Consider the following 17,516-nt stretch of genomic DNA (forward strand, 5'->3'; position numbering starts at 1 on the left):
GGTTGCGCTCAAGGGGTGGAGATTGTGCCACAGTCATCTGCACGGTTCAATAACCTTGCAAACTAAAATTTACTAGCCTTAAAACCCCGCGCCTGCAAAAGGCTAACCAAACCCTCCTCGCCCAGCAAGTGGCCTGCTCCCACCACCACAAACAAGGTCTCACCAACTCTGACTCGCTCCATCAATTTTTCGACCATGGCGAAATTACGTTTTTGGAACAAGGCCTGGTAAATAGTCCGACCTGCCGGCACTGACGTCATAGGCTCTAAAACCAACGCTCGCAATTGCTCATCATCACCGATTCGCCATGCGCTGACCAACTCGGCAAGGCTTTCACTGCCCGAGGCAAACTCACTCAAACTTTGCGTTAAAAAAACCGATTGCGCTTCGGCATCCAAGGCACTAAACGCTTGCATCTGCCGGGTGAACGTCTCTAGCTCTATGACTGCTTTACCGCTAGCGCGGTTTAAAAAATAGCTATCTACACCTAGACGGGTTTGAAAATTTGAATTCGCGAGCATTGCATTGGCAAAATGCAAACCTAAAAACCATGGTTGCATCGTCTGCATTTGATTTTCCTGCGGGCAATGAACCTTGTTATCGCCGCGGCAAAATGTCGTCAAGCTGCGCTGCGCCTCTGGCGTTAACACCGAAGCAAGCCCTTGGTTATCTTTTACTTGCTGCAAATCAAACATGCCAAATTCGCGAATGGCACTTGCTACCTCAACCCTATCCAACGTCGTGATATCCAACTCCACAACCAACGCTGTTGCCGTCTCGAAAGCTTGCTCGACGGCGTCATCAAAGGGATAAAAACTTTCATCGCCCACATGGATCGAGCCGAGCAACACGATCTTGCCACGGGAACTCTCAAGCGACCATACGGACGGCTTTGCCCCAGCGAATAGTTGTGTGGAAAAAAGTAGAGTTAAAAAGATCAAAGGCACTGTAAACAATTTCATTCATGCACCGCGCTTAACGGGTAAGCATAAAGAAATACAAGGTCACTCGAACCAACATTAGCGACCTCTATTTCACTCACTGCAGCCGGCAGTAATCGGGCTTGCATAATAGGCAAGAGATCGAATGCGCCTAGGGTCATACCACCACGTATAGCCATAACCAACGCGTACTCAACCCCCAAATCCAAACAGAGAGAATTACACGGCGACAAGGTTATTCGCTCGACAGCAAAATCGTCAAACCGAACGACCTCTTCACGCAGTATGCCCTCAGCGTGATAAAGTATCGGCAAGGCGATATCTAAAGGTGCATCGATATTGATGTCAAGCAACGCAGATTCGGTATCCCAATGGGATTGGGTTAATACTTTTTGAGCAAAGGATAAAATTTTTCGCTCATACACGGGCGTTTGAAATTCTACGGTGGTCACCCCATGCATTAGCGAATGCGGGGTGAAACAAGGTACTTTGACAACATCGCCCACAGCCAGCTTTTTAACGGCGGCGTAACTATCCAGCTCTTGCCGACGTAAAAACTCTAGATGATTTAACGCCTCCGGCAATCGAGCCACCCATTCTTTATTCGTGCTAGCACTCACTGGGGCATTTAGCGCGACGCCCAGTTCAACGCGAAAGCCATCAAAAATTTCATCAATTGTTCTTCTAACCTGCTCATAAGATTTGACGGCCAGCAGGTAGGCTGCACGAAATTCGTCATCATTAACAAACTGTGCCCGTTTGGCTTGATTAAAGCCAAAGCGAATACCACCTACTGCATCGGGCCATGCAGCCGGATCCACGTTGGTGACAACATAGACTTCACGTTTTGTTTCATGCATCTCAAAGTAAAGGTCGCCATAGACTGGCTCTGGCAAGGGCGCGAGAATTTTTAATAATATAATGTCGCGCGAATAACGTCCCGCCAAGCGCTTGGGAAATACCTCTAACAGCCAAGGCAATGGAATAGCAACGCCATTCTGATCGAGAACTTTAGATTGGCCTCGCGCCTCAATACCCGTAAACCAAACTTCCTCACCCCAAGGCTTTGGAATATGTATTGGCGATAAGGTTAGCGGTTGAACCAAGCACAAGCAGGCAATACTATTTTTTTGTGCCCAAACAACAAGGGAGTCTCGATCGCAAAAATAATCTTGAGGGAGTGGTTCAATTAATGGTGTTTTAGCATCAAACAAACAAGCCCAAACAGGTTGTGCGTGTTCAAGCCAAACCACAATGGAAACAACAATCGCGTTCGACTCTGGCAGATAATATTGCTCTATCGATTGCTCGATGAAAAAACATTGGCTGGGCAATGTAGCATCTGCCACCAACCCGAGCACTGACTCTGCTGTCTCCCCTTGGGCAAGCTTTATGACCTGCTTCACTCACACCCCGACATACCGAATTTAAAGCAGACCAGTTTACCAGATAGAACCGGTTTCTCCACGGCGAAAAAAAGCCCGCGAAAGCGGGCTTCATGCAAAGTAGGGTTCAAACCGCGGTATCAATTAAGTCGCTCAATCACCGTTGTAATGCCCTGGCCTAAGCCAATGCACATAGTAGACACACCAATAGCAGCATCTTTGTTTTTCATAGCCGTTAACAAGGTGCCAGTAATACGAGTACCCGAGCAGCCGAACGGATGGCCCAGCGCGATGGCGCCACCATAAAGATTGACCTTGTCTTCCATCACATCGAGCAGCTGCAAATCCTTCAACACCGGCAACGCCTGAGCGGCGAAAGCCTCGTTTAGCTCTACTACCTGCACATCGTCCATGGTCAAGTTGGCCGCCTTTAGCGCTTTCTCGGTAGACGGCACTGGACCATAGCCCATGATGCTAGGATCGACACCTGCCAACGCCATTGATGTGATACGTGCGATGGGTGTTAGCCCAAGGGCCAGCGCTCGCTCTGCGGACATCACCAGCATTGCCGACGCACCGTCAGAGAGCTGTGAGGATGTACCCGCCGTTACCGTGCCATTTTTAGGGTCAAACACCGGCCGCAATTGCGCTAATGCTTGCGCCGTTGTCTCTGGCCTGATGGTCTCATCTTGGGTGACCAAGATGGGAAAGCCACGGCTGTCGTGCCCCATCACGGGAATAATTTCTCGCGCGAAGATACCTTCAGCGGTGGCTTTTGCCGCCAACTGGTGTGAGCGAGCGCCAAAGGCATCCATTTGCTCGCGCGTGATGCCATGCAACATCGACAAATACTCAGCGGTCATTCCCATATTGCCAGCTGCCTTAGCGACAGTTAAACCTAACAGGGGGTTAGGATTTACCGCCTCATACATGGGTAGGTGCCCAAGATGCTCGACACCGCCAACAAGGTACACATGACCTTGCCCAGCTCGAATATTCACTGCTGCAGTATGCAAGGCGCTCATCGATGAACCACACAAGCGGTTTACCGTTTGCGCAGGAATTGAATGAGGTAAACCGGCCTGCAGCACAATATTGCGCGCAATATTGAAGCCCTGCTCCTCGCGCTGTAGCACACAGCCCCAAATGACGTCGTCTATTTCGGCAGGATTAATTTCAGGGTTACGCGCTAGCAAATGCGAAATCACGGCAACGGATAAATCATCGGCACGCACATTCCGAAAACAACCATTTTTGGAGCGGCCCATTGGGCTGCGGCCAAAATCAACAATTACAGCGTCTCTTGGATTTAAAGTCACAATAGGTTCTCCGTGCTTATGCGTAATAAGTTTTGTTGGACTTTGCCAGCGCCAACATGCCATCGGTAGGCTGATAAAGTTCGCCCAGCGCTTGATATTTATTCGCCATGTCGATCACCGCTTGAACACCAAGACTATCAACCCAACGAAACACACCGCCTCTAAAGGGCGGAAAACCCAAACCGTAAATGAGTGACATATCCGCTTCAGCGGCCGTCTCTACGACGCCCTCTTCTAAGCAGCGAGCCATCTCCGTCACCATGGGCACCATCATGCGAGCAATGATGTCTTCATCGCTAAACACCTTGGGCTCGGCACAGTGAGGCTGTAACAGCTGATAGGCTTTTTCATCAACCAATTTGGCAGGCTTGCCTTTCTTATCGGCCTCATAACGATAAAACCCCACGGCGTTTTTCTGGCCGTATCGACCGGCTTCATACATAAGATCCGTGCAAGCCTTGAAGGTTTTACCCATGCGCGAAGGAAAGCCTTCTGCCATCACCGCTTCGCAGTGGGCAGCGGTATCGATCCCAACAACATCAAGTAAATAGGCCGGGCCCATAGGCCAACCCCAAGCCTGCATGACGCGATCGACTTGTTGAAAATCAGCACCATCGCGCAACAGCATCGAAAAGCCAGCAAAATAGGGAAACAACACCCGGTTAACCAAAAAGCCTGGGCAATCGTTTACCACAATGGCTTTTTTACCCATGGCATTGGCATAGGCAACCGTGCGTGCGATGGCCGTATCTGAGGTTTTGTCGCCGCGGATCACCTCAACCAATGGCATCGCATGGACGGGATTGAAAAAGTGCATACCACAGAAATTTTCTGGCCGCTGCAGAGCTTGAGCCAAATAACTGATCGAAATGGTGGAGGTATTTGATGCAATCACCGCGTCGTCACCCAGAGCCTGCTCAACCTCAGCCAAAACCGCGTGCTTCACTTTTGGGTTTTCCACCACAGCTTCCACAACCATATCGACAGTGTCAAAGCCCTGATAACTTAAACAAGGCTCGATACGGGTTAAAACCTCCGCCATTTGCGCCGGTTTCATGCGCCCGCGCTCAACCTGTTTGGTTAACAACTTCGAGGCTTCAGACAAACCCAAGTCAATTCCCGACTGGGCGATGTCCTTCATTTTGATTGGAGTGCCTTTTAATGCCGACTGATAGGCAATACCGCCACCCATAATGCCGGCACCTAAAACGGAGGCGCGGGCAATTTTTTTATCGGCCCTCTTCTCCCACTGCTTGGCTTTTTTGGCCACTAATTGATCGGACAAGAAAAGCCCTACCAGCGCTTGCGCCTCTGTGCCCTGAGCCAAGGTAGCAAAAGCTTGTGCTTCCGCCGCCAGGGCGCCAGCTCTATCTAGCTTGGCGGATTTTTGCATCGCCTTCACCGCGGCAACGGGCGCCGGATAATTGCGACCGGCTTGCGCGCCAATGAATGATTTTGCCGTTTCAAAGGCCATCAGCGCCTCTGTGTCGTTGAGTAGCATGGCGCCTGTTTTTCGAGCGCGGCGGTTTCGAATATCGAAACCACCATTGATACATTGCTCAAGGGCATGCAGGCTGGCTTCACGCAGTAACTCTGGCTCAACTACAGCATCCACCACCCCGGCAGCGAGTGCGGCATCGGCGCGTTGATCCTTGCCCGAGGCTATCCACTCGGCAGCGGTATCGACTCCCGCAATACGCGGCAACCTAACCGTTCCACCCCAACCGGGGATCAAACCTAACTTTGTTTCAGGCAGGCCGATTTTTGCAGCACTGCTGGCAATACGGTAGTCACAGGCTAGGCAAAACTCTAAGCCGCCACCGAGCGCAAAACCATTAATCGCCACCACTACAGGAACTTTTAGATCTTCGAGGCGGTTATTGTTTTCGTTGTTTTTACGCAGGTGAGCGATTACCGCTTCCGGACCGGCACCGAAAACGCCGCCGAATTCAGTGATATCGGCACCCACAATAAACACACCCTTGCCCGAGGTTGCCAACACGCCGCGCAAGTCAGGAACGGCCTCCAGCGCGGTAATCGCTTCACTCAGCTCATTCACTGTGGCGACATCAAACTTGTTTACCGATTCACCTTGGGCATCAAAGCACAATTCGGCAATACCATTATCCAGCGCTCGCACCGCGACTGATTTACCTTGGTAGACCATGGAGACCTCTCATGTTGGGAAATAGCTCATTATGGATTGAACGGCTCACATTGAGCCAAAGTCATTCAAACGTATGTTTTAATCACTATAAACTGTTACACAGCAAAGGTGAATAGTGTAGACGGACTAGGTTAAAGTTTGAGGACGAATTCGTCAGCATCATCTAAGACGGGGAATCTGTCGCGCTGCTGAGCTAGCTTGATAGCGGAAAGCTCGGTGCGAACGATGGTTTCACCACCCACATTGTCAGCCATTGGCTCGCCTAACGTGTTTAAGATCTGGCTATCGCCAACATAGACAAAGCCTTCGCCATCGATCCCCACGCGGTTAACGCCGGCAACATAGGCTTGGTTTTCGATGGCGCGGGCAGGCAATAGACGCGCCCACTGCGCCGCCCTTGCCTCGGGCCAATTTGCTACATAAAAAAGCAAATCATAATCAGCTCTGGAGCGACTCCAAACGGGAAAGCGAAGGTCGTAACAGATCATCGGGCAACAGCGCCAGCCATTGCAGGTAAACACAACACGCTGCTTGCCAGCACTAAAAATCTCGTGCTCGCCAGCCATAGAAAACAAATGGCGCTTATCGTAAATGCCATAGTCACCGTTGGGGGGCATCCAGATTAATCGGTTGTAAAAATGGTCGCCCTCGCGCACCAAGTAGCTGCCGGTTATGGTTATATTTCTATGCGCTGCCAGATTGCCCATCCAATCCAGTGTCGGCCCCTCAGTTGGTTCGGCTAAATCTTGTGCTGCATTGGTGAATCCCGTGGTAAACACCTCAGGTAAAATCGCGAGATCTAAACCCAAACCCTCTTCATCCAATAACCGGGTCATCAGTCGACGATTTTCCTTGGGCGACTGCCAAATTAAATCGGCCTGCAGCAGACCAATTGATAGACGCTCTTTCATTGCAGACCGATTGGCAAAAGGATACCCGTACAAATGAACCGATTGGAAGTCATTGAGCGCTGACCACCGCGGTTTGCTGTAAGCGCTCAGCTTGCAAGCGCGCCTCAGCAGCTAACTCCGGCTCTTCGTCCTTATCCCAATAAAGCGCCGCGCGGTACCAAGAAGCAACGCCCTGTTGACGATAATAATTGATGTACTGAGCCTTTGATTTAGCTTGTTGGCGCCAGGAAATCATCACCACCGATGTTTCTGCAGCGGCTTGCCAAGCTCGCGCTGCCTCGGGGTAGTCCTTGGTTAGCGAGGCAAGCTCTGCAGCTTGCTGAAAACTATTCCCAGCGTAACGCAACACGTTCATCGCTAGAACCAAGCGCTTTTTCTGCAATTTCGGGTCTGTCTCTGCTCTCTTGGCCCAAAGACCTCGTGCCGAGATATAAAGTACGTCGGCCCAATCGTGCAACTTTTCATAGCCAGCTTCTGCTACGTCCTCGGCCTCGCCTTTTTCATCAAGTGCGCGCCAAGCGTTGTAGGCTTGACGCGAAATTCCGTAGGCGCGATCCAATGTTGCCGACAAATTTTTGTACACCGTAAGCGCATTGCCATAGGCTGCTTTATTTTGATAATTATCTGCACTTTTTAAATCTTCTTGCGCAGACCAGTACATAGACTCAAGCAAACCCAAGGACTTTTCGACATCTTTTTCGGTTTCAAATTGGGGTGGCAAGTCGTATAAACTAAACGGTAGTGGTGACGCATCTAGGCCGGCAATTTGGCAGTAGCCGGTAAGATTACCTGTCGCCTTACAATCAGCCTCTAGAGATAACTGCTGTTTTTCACAAGCTAATTTATCCACACCTGAAGTCAAGGTCGCGCAATCGCACTGTATGGTCAAACATTGATTGGCGAACGTAGATAAGCTCGATAACGTTAACATCACCCCAACTAAAAAAAGGCGGTTAAATGTAGGCCTAGGTAGCGATAGAGTTTGCATAGGGGGCCCCTTGTTAAAATAGGATTATGATGGGCTAGACGTTTTAAGTGTCTACCTGTTCACATTAAAACGAGCCACGCCTGAGTGCAATACGTTATTAAAAAGTTAATCTCTTATTCTGACAAATTTCAGACTGACGGCCGCCAAAACGCCTAATACAGCCACAATACTGGCGCCGAAGAAGGTGAACTCAGCCGACCACTGCCAAGCTGAGCCACTCAGAACCGCACCTAGGGCTCCGCCAGCACCAAAACTCAACGACGAATATAGCGCCTGCCCCTGACCCGGAGAACTATCGCAGAAGGTTTTACCCACCCATTCAATAGCCACCGCATGGGCCAAACCGAAACTGGCAGCATGCAATAATTGCGCAATCAGCAACAAAGATAGATTTTCAGCGTGAGCGCCAATGAGGTACCAGCGTACTGCCGTTAGAAGCAGTGCGATGATCAACAGATTCAGTAAGCTCGCACTCACCAATAAACGGCTGGCAAACCAAAACAGGATAATTTCAGCGATAACACCTAGCGCCCACAACCAGCCAATGACGCCGGCGGAATAACCTAAATCGTGCAAATAGATACTGTAAAAGGTGTAGTAAGGGCCATGGCTCACTTGCAATAAAAAACAGACGAGAAAAAACAACAGTGCCGCGGGTTGTTTCAGCTTTACCCAAAATGGCTTTGGCGGTCGAGTCGATGCTTGACGAGGTAGATCCGGCACTAGCAGGGAAGACAGCCAAATTAACAACAATAACGTTAATACCACCACCGGCAAATGGCTAATACTCAGCCATTCAAACAGGTAACCCAACAACACCACCATGGCAATAAAACCAACGGAGCCCCACTGACGAATGAGCCCATAACGGCCGGTCTGCGGCGCCAATAATGCAAGCGTCAGCACTTCAAACTGGGCCAATACCGCATTCCAAAAGAACGAAAAGCTCAACACCACCCACACGAGCCATTGATAGCGGGTAGACACAAAAATGCCGCTAAAACACAAGGCGGCAGCAAAACTACCCAAGCGAATAATACCTAATCGATTGCCATGGCGATCGGCTAGCCAGCCCCATATATTGGGCGCTAACACACGAGTGGCCATCAATAACCCAGCAATGACGCCTATTTCATAGGGGCTGTAGCCGAGATATTGCAGATACAGCGTCCAGTAGGGAACTAAAACACCCACCAGTGCGAAATAGAAAAAATAAAAACTGGATAGGCGCCAATAGGGAATTGGCGCAGTGGGACAGGGCTTCACCGAGACGTGATATTGGGCATGTTATGTACGACACCGCCGTTTTGACCCCGCTGGCGCAAAAAATGATCCATCAGCACAATCGCCATCATCGCTTCAGCAATGGGGGTGGCTCGTATACCCACGCAGGGGTCGTGCCGCCCTTTGGTTATGACTTCGACAGCGTCGCCATTAACATCGATGCTGCGGCCGGGGATATGCAAACTGGAGGTAGGCTTTAAGGCGATGTGTGCGACGATATCTTGGCCGGAAGAGATACCGCCGAGAATACCGCCGGCGTGATTAGATAGAAACCCAGCCGGTGTCAGCTCATCGCGGTGCTCTGTGCCCTTTTGCGCGACGGCGTCAAAACCGGCGCCAATTTCCACGCCTTTTACGGCATTAATACTCATCAAACCATGGGCTAAATCGGCGTCCAAACGGTCGAAAACAGGCTCACCCAAACCCGGTGGGACACCCTCAGCAACCACCGTTATCTTGGCACCAATGGAGTTACCTTCTTTGTTCAAGGCCTGCATATAAGCTTCCATCTCAGGGACCTTACTGACATCTGGGCAAAAAAACGGATTTTGGTCCACTTGCGTCCAATCCACCGACTCGATAGCGATAGGCCCCAGTTGAGACAAATAGCCACGCACCTTTATGCCCAAAAAGTCCTGTAAATACTTCTTCGCCACAGTACCCGCAGCCACTCGCATCGCGGTTTCACGCGCAGACGAGCGACCGCCACCGCGATAATCGCGCACGCCATACTTATGCATGTAGGTGTAGTCTGCATGAGCTGGACGAAACTGATCTTTGATATTGCTGTAGTCTTTGGAGCGCTGATCTGTGTTCTCGATCACCATACCGATGGGTGTACCCGTGGTCTTCCCCTCAAACACGCCCGACAAAATTTTAACCTCATCGGCCTCTCGACGCTGGGTGGTATAACGCGACTGCCCTGGCTTGCGGCGGTCCAACTCAGCCTGAATATCCGCTTCACACAGCGCCAAACCCGGCGGGCAGCCGTCCACGATACAGCCTAAGGCCAAGCCATGGCTCTCGCCAAACGTGGTCACAGTAAAGAGCTTTCCAAAGGTATTGCCAGACATAAGTGATTCCGAATTAACTAAAGCATCGCAATAAAGGGCGCGAATTATACGCGAAACAATTCAATTATTGCCAAAATGGTTATCGAGATCTTGCGCGGTTAACAAAAACACACCGTGGCCACCGCGCTCAAACTCCAACCAAGTAAAGGGCAAACGAGGGAAAGCTTGCTCTAGGGCAAGCCAACTGTTGCCCACCTCGACAATCAAGACACCAACTTCAGTCAAGTGAGCCCGAGCTTGTTGCAATAGCGCGCGCGTAAAATCCAAACCATCTAGCCCCGATCCCAAACCGATGCTGGGCTCGCACAAATACTCAGGCGGCATGGTCGCTAGATCTTGAGCATCCACATAGGGCGGATTACTGACAATCAGATCAAACTGCTCACCTTTTAAACCAGACAAACCATCCGACACCAGGGTTTGAACCTGAGTCGCCAAGCCGTAACGGCTAATATTACTTTCCGCTACCGCGATAGCATCGGTAGAAATATCAGACAGCACAACCTCGGCATCGGGGAAAGCCAAGGCGCAAGCGATTCCAATGCAACCACTGCCGGTGCACAGGTCCAAGACCTTGCGAGGTTGCGCGGGCAACCAAGGTTCAAAGCCATTTTCTATTAATTCGGCAATCGGTGAGCGCGGAACCAAAACGCGTGCATCGACGTTAAAAGGCAGGCCCGCAAACATCGCCTCACCCGTTAGGTAAGCCACCGGGACACGCTCTTTTACCCGGCGGGTAACGAGATTGACAAGCTGCTCACGCTCAGCGCGGGTTAAGCGGCAATCCAACAGTTGGGTGTTTTCGCTCCAGCGCATATGAATAACGTGTAATACTAACTGAAGACTTTCATCCCAAGCATTGTCCGTCCCATGGCCAAAAAACACCCCAGCTTCTAACAGCCGAGAGGCGCCCCAACGCACCCAATCCCTCAAGGTCTCTAGTTCGGCAATTGGGTTAGATTCAGTGTTAATCACAGCAGCTCCATTGAGGCGTTGGTAAAAACCGCTATTATGCGTATTCGAGAAAAATACATCCAGTTTGTTTCAGGGTACGTAAAACACTAGCACTCAGGATCGGAATAGCGATAATACACACCCTCTACGTCATCAAGGTCGAGCCCAATGAAACAAGAATTTGCAAATATTATTTCCGCGATCGGCGAAGACCTGACACGGCCCGGTCTTGTCGATACGCCGGAGCGCGCGGCGAAAGCTTTTGAGTTTCTAACACGGGGCTACCAGCAGTCTTTAGACGAGGTTGTTAACGGCGCCCTGTTCCCATCCGATTCCAATGAAATGATCCTTGTGAAGGATATCGAGCTCTACTCTATGTGCGAACACCACTTGCTGCCTTTTATCGGCAAGGCGCATGTTGCGTACATTCCAACGGGGCAAGTGGTTGGGCTGTCAAAGGTTGCACGTATTGTTGATATGTTTGCACGACGCCTGCAAATCCAAGAGCAACTCACCCTGCAAATTGCCGAGACGATAAAAAGCGTCACTGGCGCTGAGGGCGTTGGTGTGATTGTTGAAGCCAAGCATATGTGCATGATGATGCGCGGCGTGGAGAAACAAAACTCGGTGATGAAAACATCGGCAATGCTAGGCTCTTTCCGCGACGATCCCGCAACGCGCACAGAGTTTTTGAGCTTAGTGCGCTAAGCCCTACAGCTGCTATCGACGCACCAAATCCACTCGAACGGACTGGCGCCCGCGCCCAGCAGGCGCCAAGTTTCCAACACTAAAAACCTCAAGCGGCGCCCTAACATTTTTCGCTTTCAATAGCGCCATAACGCCCTGCGCATGCTGTGCAGCAACATTGATAGTGTCATTGCTTGCTGAGTAATCGTGCCCAACCAAAACAAACCCGGCGCCTCGCTGACCTTGTATGTAGTCAACTATCGCCTGCAGTTGCGCCGAAGAAACCTGAAGGCCTTGCTGCTCGCCGTAACTCAACGGAATGGAAAAGTAACCTAGCTCATCCATGCTCATGGCAATCGAATTAGCAGAGGTAACTAGGCGCCCCAACTCTGAACCAGCCACCTTTATCCGCTCTAGCTGAACATAAACACTGCCATTACCACGCTTCACTGCATAGATCACTGTATAGGCAACAGCACCATCAGCAGCCTGGGTTTCAAACACACCATAACGCTGGTTATTATCAAGCCCATAAAGCATGGCTTTACCAAAATGGGTGTTAGCCCAAGCGTTACTGGAACCGCACAAGAGGCCTACACACGAAAATAATTCACGACGCTGCTCTATTGAAAGCTGATCTTTAAAGGCTTTATACGCAGCGGATTCGCTCATGCCTTTGGGCAATTCGATGGTTTGACGCTGCACACGGCCACTGATAATTTCAGCCCCTTGGGTACGCCACTCGTTGTTAATGCGCTTATAAATGCCGAGCAATAACAAGTAATCATCAACATTCGATTCTTCTTGAAACACAACGCGACTGTCGTGCGGTAACTGCCAGTCCATATCTGCCATTGCATCTAGCGCAATCAAGCAAGCTAACACCATTGGCGCTAAGATTTTAAACACAGTTGTTCTCACCCTGATATTTATCAATTTTCTGATTGAATAACGCCGCCACCTGGACCACCTCATCTTCCAAGTGGAGATGGTGGCTACCTACCAAATCAACCATGTCGATATTGGTAAAAGCATGTAAATTTTTTGCAAAAAATGGAAACAGCTTTGGCATACCCTCACTTGCCAACACCAAGGTAGCAGGCAAGTTAATATCGGCTACTAGCGCGCTAATTTGCTCTGAGGTTAACTTAATCATGGATGGCGCCAACAACTTGGGGTCGACCCGCCAACTCACCCCACCTTCAACCGGTTTAGTTCCGCGATCCACAATGGCGCTAGCGGCGGTTTCACTGAGCGGAAACAATCCCTGATGGCGAATCTTTGCAGCGGCATCAACAGAATCGTATACAGGAAATGTTCGCTTGGCATGGCGCTTAAACTCTAGCATTGCCTTGCGCAATTGCGTCGGAAACTTATCGCTCGACACAGGCTCTGGAACTAAGCCATCGATCAGCAATAGTTGGTTACAGCGTTCAGGCATAGTGGCTGCATAAATCGCACAAATTATCGCACCGCGCGAATGCCCCAACAGACCAACCGCAGCCCCACCTAGCTGCTCAATAATTTCATCGAGATCTAATAGGTCATCCCACAGATGGTAAGGTGCCTCAGCTTTGCGATGATAACTTAAGCCGTGGCCGGCCAAATCTAGGGCCACCACCGTTACATTTAACAAGGGCGCCAAGCGCGAAAAAGATGCACTGTTATCCAGCCAACCGTGCAGTGCAATAAAAATTGGCGCACCAGGTTTTTCCCATACCTGCGCATAAATGCTTCGCTCACCGGTTAGGTTAAAAACCCGCTCAACGGGCGAACCGCCCACTAAACCAAGCTCCTTCTTGTTCACATCAGTCATCGTGCCACCAATGCGGGTGTTATACTCTTCAACTCTGCCAAGCCTTTAGCAACGACGGTCAGCTCCAAGCAGGCCAAAGATGCAGTATCCATATTTACCTGCCAAACCGGTATATCACTTAAAAAGCTGATCAAATAACTCACCAGAGGTTGATGACTAATCAATAATACCGACTCCCCTGACATCACCTTTTCCAACGCATGAATCACCTGTTCAATGGCAACATCGGGGGTTAGCCATGCGGCTTCATATCGGGTCGCGATTGTTGTCGAGTCGGCTAATTCAGCATACAGCTCATCGGCGGTTTGCTGGGCTCTAATGTAAGGGCTGACGTAAACCCGCTTAACACCAGACAGTTCAGATTTAAAGCGTAAGGCCTGCGCGCGAACCTGCTGGCAACCGAATCTTGTCAATTGTCGTGTCGCATCCGTCGCAGCCTGATGTTGAGCCTCGCCGTGCCGTAAAATATAGAGCCGTGTCACTGCCAAAACTTATTATTCCTTCGTGTCGGGCCAATCGGAAAAAGGAAAGGGCTTTTCTTCACTGTTGTAGGTTAAAAACGCCAAGGTTTGAGCGATATAGGCTGTTAAGCTAGCACCGAGCTGGCGCAGATTTTCATTATCGTTACCGGTAATTAGCGCAAAAATAAACTGCAACACCACAACCACGCCGACCACAATGCTGGCTACTTGCAAGACCAAGCCAAATAAAATCATAAACAACAGTCGCACCCAATGGTCGGGCTTTAAAATATTAATTTTAATACTATCTAAATTTGTTTCTTTTTCGCTACTCATGACTTTCCCCCATAAATTCAACATCGTAGTTTTGCTCGCCCACCATCAGCTTATGCGCTACCTCACTAATGGGCAAGCCATTAAAAATCACTGCATATAACCCTTTCACCAACGGCATATAAACATCCATTTGCTTGGCTTTTTGCGCCACCACCTTAAGCGTATTAACCCCTTCAGCTACCTGCCCGAGCTCATTTACAATATCATCCAAGGCCCGCCCCTGCCCTAAGGCAAAGCCGACGCGATAATTGCGCGACAAGTCAGAGGTGCAGGTCAAAATCAAATCACCCACGCCGGCCAAACCGAGAAAGGTCATAGGGTTTGCGCCCAACTTACTGCCCATTCGACTCATTTCCGCGAGTGACCGCGTTATCAACATGGCGTGGGTATTACTACCTGCGCCTAGTGCTGTGGCCATGCCGCTGATAATGGCATAGATATTTTTCAACGCCCCAGCCAGCTCTACGCCGCGCTTATCTTTATTGGCATAAACTCTAAAGTTACCGGAGCTCAACACAGACTGAATGGTTCTAATGAGATTTGCGTCATCGGACGCAATAACCGTTCCCGTTTGCTGTTGCTCCACAATTTCTTTAGCAAAGTTAGGCCCGCTCAAGACGCCTACAGGGTGCTGAGGTAGTTCCTGCTCTAAAATTTCACTCATGAGAGTAAAACCATTACCTTCAATACCTTTGGTGGTGCTTATTAACAGTGCGTCGGCGCGCACCAAAGGTTTAATAAGCCGAACCACTTCGCGAAAACCGGAACTTGGCACCGACACAAAGACCACGTCGGCATCAATCACCGCAGCACGCAGATCAGAGGTTGCAATCAAACTGGGGGCAAATTTATAACCCGGAACATAATGGCTGTTTTCGCGCTCGCGCTGGCACAAGGCTGCTCGCATCTTATCGCGCATCCAAAGATAGGTTGGATTCTGATTGTGCGCACATATATTCGCGATTGCCGTGCCAAAACTGCCACCGCCGAGAACCGCAATGCGTTTCCCACTGTGTTTTGGTGACATGGAAGAGGTCGCTTCTGTCATTTGAATATCTTCTTTTGCCTGCAGTGCAAGCTCATCAATTATTTTATCTGAACCGGCACATCTAGCCTGCCGGTACGTGTCCAATATACCCTATTCTGTCAAAGTGTAGGGTCAAGATATGACAAAGGCCATTACCCTTTCGAGCAACGGCCTTTCTCTCTCATCGCAAGCGATGCGCTAGTGACTCAGTTCCAGCAATAGCTTGTTCAAGCGCGCAACGTAGAGCGCTGGGTCCTCGAGTTGACCACCTTCAGCAAGATGCGCCTGATCAAACAAAACCTTAGCCAAATCCTCAAAACGCGCTTCATCTGGCTCTTGATCCAACTTCAGCAACAACGGATGCTCTGGGTTGATTTCAAAGATCGGCTTGGATTCAGGTACCTTCTGACCGGCCTGCTCCAACAATCGGCGCATCTGTGCGCCCATATCTTGATCGCCAACCACTAAACACGCGGGTGAATCCGTTAAACGATGGGTAACTCTCACTTCAGATACCTGGGCCTCCAACGCTTTTTTCACCCGCGCAATTAAATCGGCGTGAGTCTTGGCGCTCTCTTCCTGGGCTTTTTTCTCTTCTTCGGTATCCAGCTCGCCGAGGTCTAAGGCACCCTTACCCACGTCCTGCAAAGGCTTACCATCGAAATCGACCATATGGCCCATAAGCCATTCATCGACTCGATCGCTCAGCAATAAAACTTCGATGCCTTTCTTACGGAAAATCTCTAAATGCGGGCTACTTTTCGCGGTATTAAAGTTCTCGGCCGCTACGTAATAAATCTTTTTCTGCTCGGGCTTCATCCGAGCAACATAGTCTTCGAGCGATTGGTCTTGCGTTGCTACATTGGTATGGGTCGTCGCAAAGCGCAATAATTTTGCGATTTTCTCGCGATTAGCAAAATCTTCCGCAGGGCCTTCTTTTAGTACCTGGCCAAATTCTTTCCAGAAGCTGGCATACTTCTCCGCGTCATTTTTCGCTAATTTAGACAACATATCTAAGACGCGCTTAGTTAGTGCTGTGCGCATAGCGTCGATATTTGGGTCTTGCTGCAAGATTTCGCGCGATACGTTCAAAGAGAGGTCATTTGAATCAACAACACCCTTGATAAAGCGTAAATACATGGGCAAAAATTGCTCGGCGTCATCCATAATAAAGGTGCGCTGAACATAAAGCTTTAATCCCCGAGCGGCTTCGCGGTTATACATATCGAAAGGCGCGCGCGCGGGCACATACAACAAACTTGTGTAATCAAGATTACCCTCGACGCGGTTGTGACTCCACGTCACTGGCTCAGCGTGATCGTGGGAAACGTGTTTGTAAAACTCTTTATACTCATCCTCGGAAACGTCAGTGCGCGAACGCGTCCAAAGTGCTGTTGCGCTGTTGATGGTTTCAAACTCAGGCGCTGATTTTTCTGCCTTTTTATCAGATTCGTCATCGGCAACATCGTAATTGATCTTTTCCATCACCACGGGAATAGAAATATGATCTGAATATTTTTTGATAATCGAGCGTAAACGCCAATTGTCGGCAAAATCTTTTTCGTCTTCTTTTAAATGAATAAGAATGGTAGTGCCACGTTTTTCGCGCACGGTGTCAGCCACGCTGAATTCAGCCTCGCCGTTGCAAACCCAGTGCACGCCCTCGGATACTGGCGCACCGGCGCGACGAGTAAACACTTCAACTTCTTTAGCGACAATAAAGGCGGAATAAAAGCCGACACCAAACTGACCGATTAAGTGCGCATCTTTCTTTTGATCGCCGGTCAGATTTTGGAAAAATTGAGAGGTGCCCGACTTGGCAATAGTACCTAAGTTTTCGATGACTTCAGCGCGAGACATACCGATGCCGTTATCGGTAATAGTGACAGTGCCGGCTTCTTTATCGAATTCAACCTTTACCTGAAGGTCCGAATCGCCTTCAAAAAGGCTATCATTGGTTAGAGCTTCGAAGCGTAATTTATCAACCGCATCAGAGGCATTAGAAACCAATTCGCGTAAAAAAATCTCCTTATTGGAATACAAGGAGTGAATCATCAGATGAAGCAGTTGTTTTGCCTCGGTCTGAAAGCCACGGGTTTCTTTGTTACTTTCGCCATTGTTTTCGACGTTGTTATCGACGCTCATGCGTGCAAGCTCCTGTTATCTC

At 49.8% G+C, this 17,516-nt stretch carries 16 protein-coding genes; 1 reads left to right on the plus strand and 15 read right to left on the minus strand.

Translation table 11 applies throughout. The features are described from left to right. Nucleotides 1–62 precede the first annotated feature (62 nt). The 9 genes from ACGHTT_RS10240 to prmB all read right to left on the minus strand — a co-directional run bounded on the left by ACGHTT_RS10240 (nt 63) and on the right by prmB (nt 11,043). The gene (locus ACGHTT_RS10240) at nt 63–962 is read right to left on the minus strand and encodes a TraB/GumN family protein (RefSeq protein WP_390590382.1); all 900 of its coding nucleotides are present in this window, start codon (nt 960–962) and stop codon (nt 63–65) included. Next, complete coding sequence (locus tag ACGHTT_RS10245) at nt 959–2,347, minus strand: hypothetical protein (RefSeq protein ID WP_390590383.1); 1,389 nt, start codon at nt 2,345–2,347, stop codon at nt 959–961. The genes ACGHTT_RS10240 and ACGHTT_RS10245 overlap by 4 nt, the downstream gene beginning before the upstream one ends. 119 nt (nt 2,348–2,466) lie before the next feature. Continuing rightward, nucleotides 2,467–3,645 carry an acetyl-CoA C-acyltransferase FadA gene (gene fadA / locus ACGHTT_RS10250; RefSeq protein WP_390590384.1) on the minus strand — a complete coding sequence of 393 codons (1,179 nt, stop codon included), beginning with the start codon at nt 3,643–3,645 and terminating at the stop codon, nt 2,467–2,469. A 16-nt stretch (nt 3,646–3,661) separates the two neighbouring features. Continuing rightward, nucleotides 3,662–5,812, minus strand: a complete 2,151-nt coding sequence (fadB, locus tag ACGHTT_RS10255) for a fatty acid oxidation complex subunit alpha FadB (RefSeq protein WP_390590385.1) — start codon at nt 5,810–5,812, stop codon at nt 3,662–3,664. A gap of 131 nt (nt 5,813–5,943) precedes the next feature. Next, on the minus strand, nt 5,944–6,723 hold the full coding sequence (locus ACGHTT_RS10260; protein ID WP_390590386.1) for an amidohydrolase: 780 nt from the start codon (nt 6,721–6,723) through the stop codon (nt 5,944–5,946). Nucleotides 6,724–6,772: 49 nt separating this feature from the next. Then, entirely contained in the window at nt 6,773–7,711 is a 939-nt protein-coding gene (locus ACGHTT_RS10265) for a hypothetical protein (RefSeq protein WP_390590387.1), read from the minus strand. A 105-nt stretch (nt 7,712–7,816) separates the two neighbouring features. After that, entirely contained in the window at nt 7,817–8,977 is a 1,161-nt protein-coding gene (locus ACGHTT_RS10270) for an MFS transporter (protein WP_390590388.1), read from the minus strand. Further along, nucleotides 8,974–10,068, minus strand: a complete 1,095-nt coding sequence (gene aroC / locus ACGHTT_RS10275) for a chorismate synthase (protein WP_390590389.1) — start codon at nt 10,066–10,068, stop codon at nt 8,974–8,976. The genes ACGHTT_RS10270 and aroC overlap by 4 nt, the downstream gene beginning before the upstream one ends. Nucleotides 10,069–10,128: 60 nt before the next feature. Then, on the minus strand, nt 10,129–11,043 hold the full coding sequence (gene prmB / locus ACGHTT_RS10280) for a 50S ribosomal protein L3 N(5)-glutamine methyltransferase (RefSeq protein WP_390590390.1): 915 nt from the start codon (nt 11,041–11,043) through the stop codon (nt 10,129–10,131). Between the two features lie 147 nt (nt 11,044–11,190). On the opposite strand from prmB, the gene folE reads away from it, so the two are divergent. Further along, the gene (gene folE / locus ACGHTT_RS10285; protein WP_390590391.1) at nt 11,191–11,730 is read left to right on the plus strand and encodes a GTP cyclohydrolase I FolE; all 540 of its coding nucleotides are present in this window, start codon (nt 11,191–11,193) and stop codon (nt 11,728–11,730) included. Between the two features lie 12 nt (nt 11,731–11,742). Here the strand turns inward: folE and ACGHTT_RS10290 are convergent, their stop codons facing one another. The 6 genes from ACGHTT_RS10290 to htpG form a co-directional block, all read right to left on the minus strand. Continuing rightward, complete coding sequence (locus ACGHTT_RS10290) at nt 11,743–12,618, minus strand: DUF4892 domain-containing protein (RefSeq protein WP_390590392.1); 876 nt, start codon at nt 12,616–12,618, stop codon at nt 11,743–11,745. Next, nucleotides 12,611–13,525 (minus strand): alpha/beta fold hydrolase, encoded by a 915-nt coding sequence (locus ACGHTT_RS10295; RefSeq protein ID WP_390590393.1) that lies wholly within the window; start codon nt 13,523–13,525, stop codon nt 12,611–12,613. Before ACGHTT_RS10295 ends, ACGHTT_RS10290 begins: the two co-directional genes overlap by 8 nt. Beyond that, nucleotides 13,522–14,007, minus strand: a complete 486-nt coding sequence (gene sixA, locus ACGHTT_RS10300) for a phosphohistidine phosphatase SixA (protein WP_390595028.1) — start codon at nt 14,005–14,007, stop codon at nt 13,522–13,524. The genes ACGHTT_RS10295 and sixA overlap by 4 nt, the downstream gene beginning before the upstream one ends. Nucleotides 14,008–14,019: 12 nt before the next feature. Next, complete coding sequence (locus tag ACGHTT_RS10305) at nt 14,020–14,322, minus strand: DUF4389 domain-containing protein (protein ID WP_390590394.1); 303 nt, start codon at nt 14,320–14,322, stop codon at nt 14,020–14,022. Next, on the minus strand, nt 14,315–15,370 hold the full coding sequence (locus ACGHTT_RS10310) for an NAD(P)H-dependent glycerol-3-phosphate dehydrogenase (protein WP_390590395.1): 1,056 nt from the start codon (nt 15,368–15,370) through the stop codon (nt 14,315–14,317). The genes ACGHTT_RS10305 and ACGHTT_RS10310 overlap by 8 nt, the downstream gene beginning before the upstream one ends. Nucleotides 15,371–15,547: 177 nt before the next feature. Continuing rightward, nucleotides 15,548–17,494 (minus strand): molecular chaperone HtpG, encoded by a 1,947-nt coding sequence (gene htpG, locus ACGHTT_RS10315; RefSeq protein ID WP_390590396.1) that lies wholly within the window; start codon nt 17,492–17,494, stop codon nt 15,548–15,550. Between the last annotated feature and the right edge of the window lie 22 nt (nt 17,495–17,516).

Origin of the sequence: Simiduia litorea (assembly GCF_042853465.1) — a bacterium.
GTDB classification, from domain to species: Bacteria; Pseudomonadota; Gammaproteobacteria; order Pseudomonadales; family Cellvibrionaceae; genus Simiduia; species Simiduia litorea.

Coding starts and splice junctions, on each gene's coding strand:
- ACGHTT_RS10240 (WP_390590382.1), bottom strand. CDS start 962: ATGAAATTGTTTACAGTGCCTTTGATCTTTTTAACTCTACTTTTTTCC.
- fadB (WP_390590385.1), bottom strand. CDS start 5,812: ATGGTCTACCAAGGTAAATCAGTCGCGGTGCGAGCGCTGGATAATGGT.
- ACGHTT_RS10260 (WP_390590386.1), bottom strand. CDS start 6,723: ATGAAAGAGCGTCTATCAATTGGTCTGCTGCAGGCCGATTTAATTTGG.
- ACGHTT_RS10265 (WP_390590387.1), bottom strand. CDS start 7,711: ATGCAAACTCTATCGCTACCTAGGCCTACATTTAACCGCCTTTTTTTA.
- aroC (WP_390590389.1), bottom strand. CDS start 10,068: ATGTCTGGCAATACCTTTGGAAAGCTCTTTACTGTGACCACGTTTGGC.
- folE (WP_390590391.1), top strand. CDS start 11,191: ATGAAACAAGAATTTGCAAATATTATTTCCGCGATCGGCGAAGACCTG.
- ACGHTT_RS10295 (WP_390590393.1), bottom strand. CDS start 13,525: ATGACTGATGTGAACAAGAAGGAGCTTGGTTTAGTGGGCGGTTCGCCC.
- ACGHTT_RS10305 (WP_390590394.1), bottom strand. CDS start 14,322: ATGAGTAGCGAAAAAGAAACAAATTTAGATAGTATTAAAATTAATATT.
- ACGHTT_RS10310 (WP_390590395.1), bottom strand. CDS start 15,370: ATGACAGAAGCGACCTCTTCCATGTCACCAAAACACAGTGGGAAACGC.
- htpG (WP_390590396.1), bottom strand. CDS start 17,494: ATGAGCGTCGATAACAACGTCGAAAACAATGGCGAAAGTAACAAAGAA.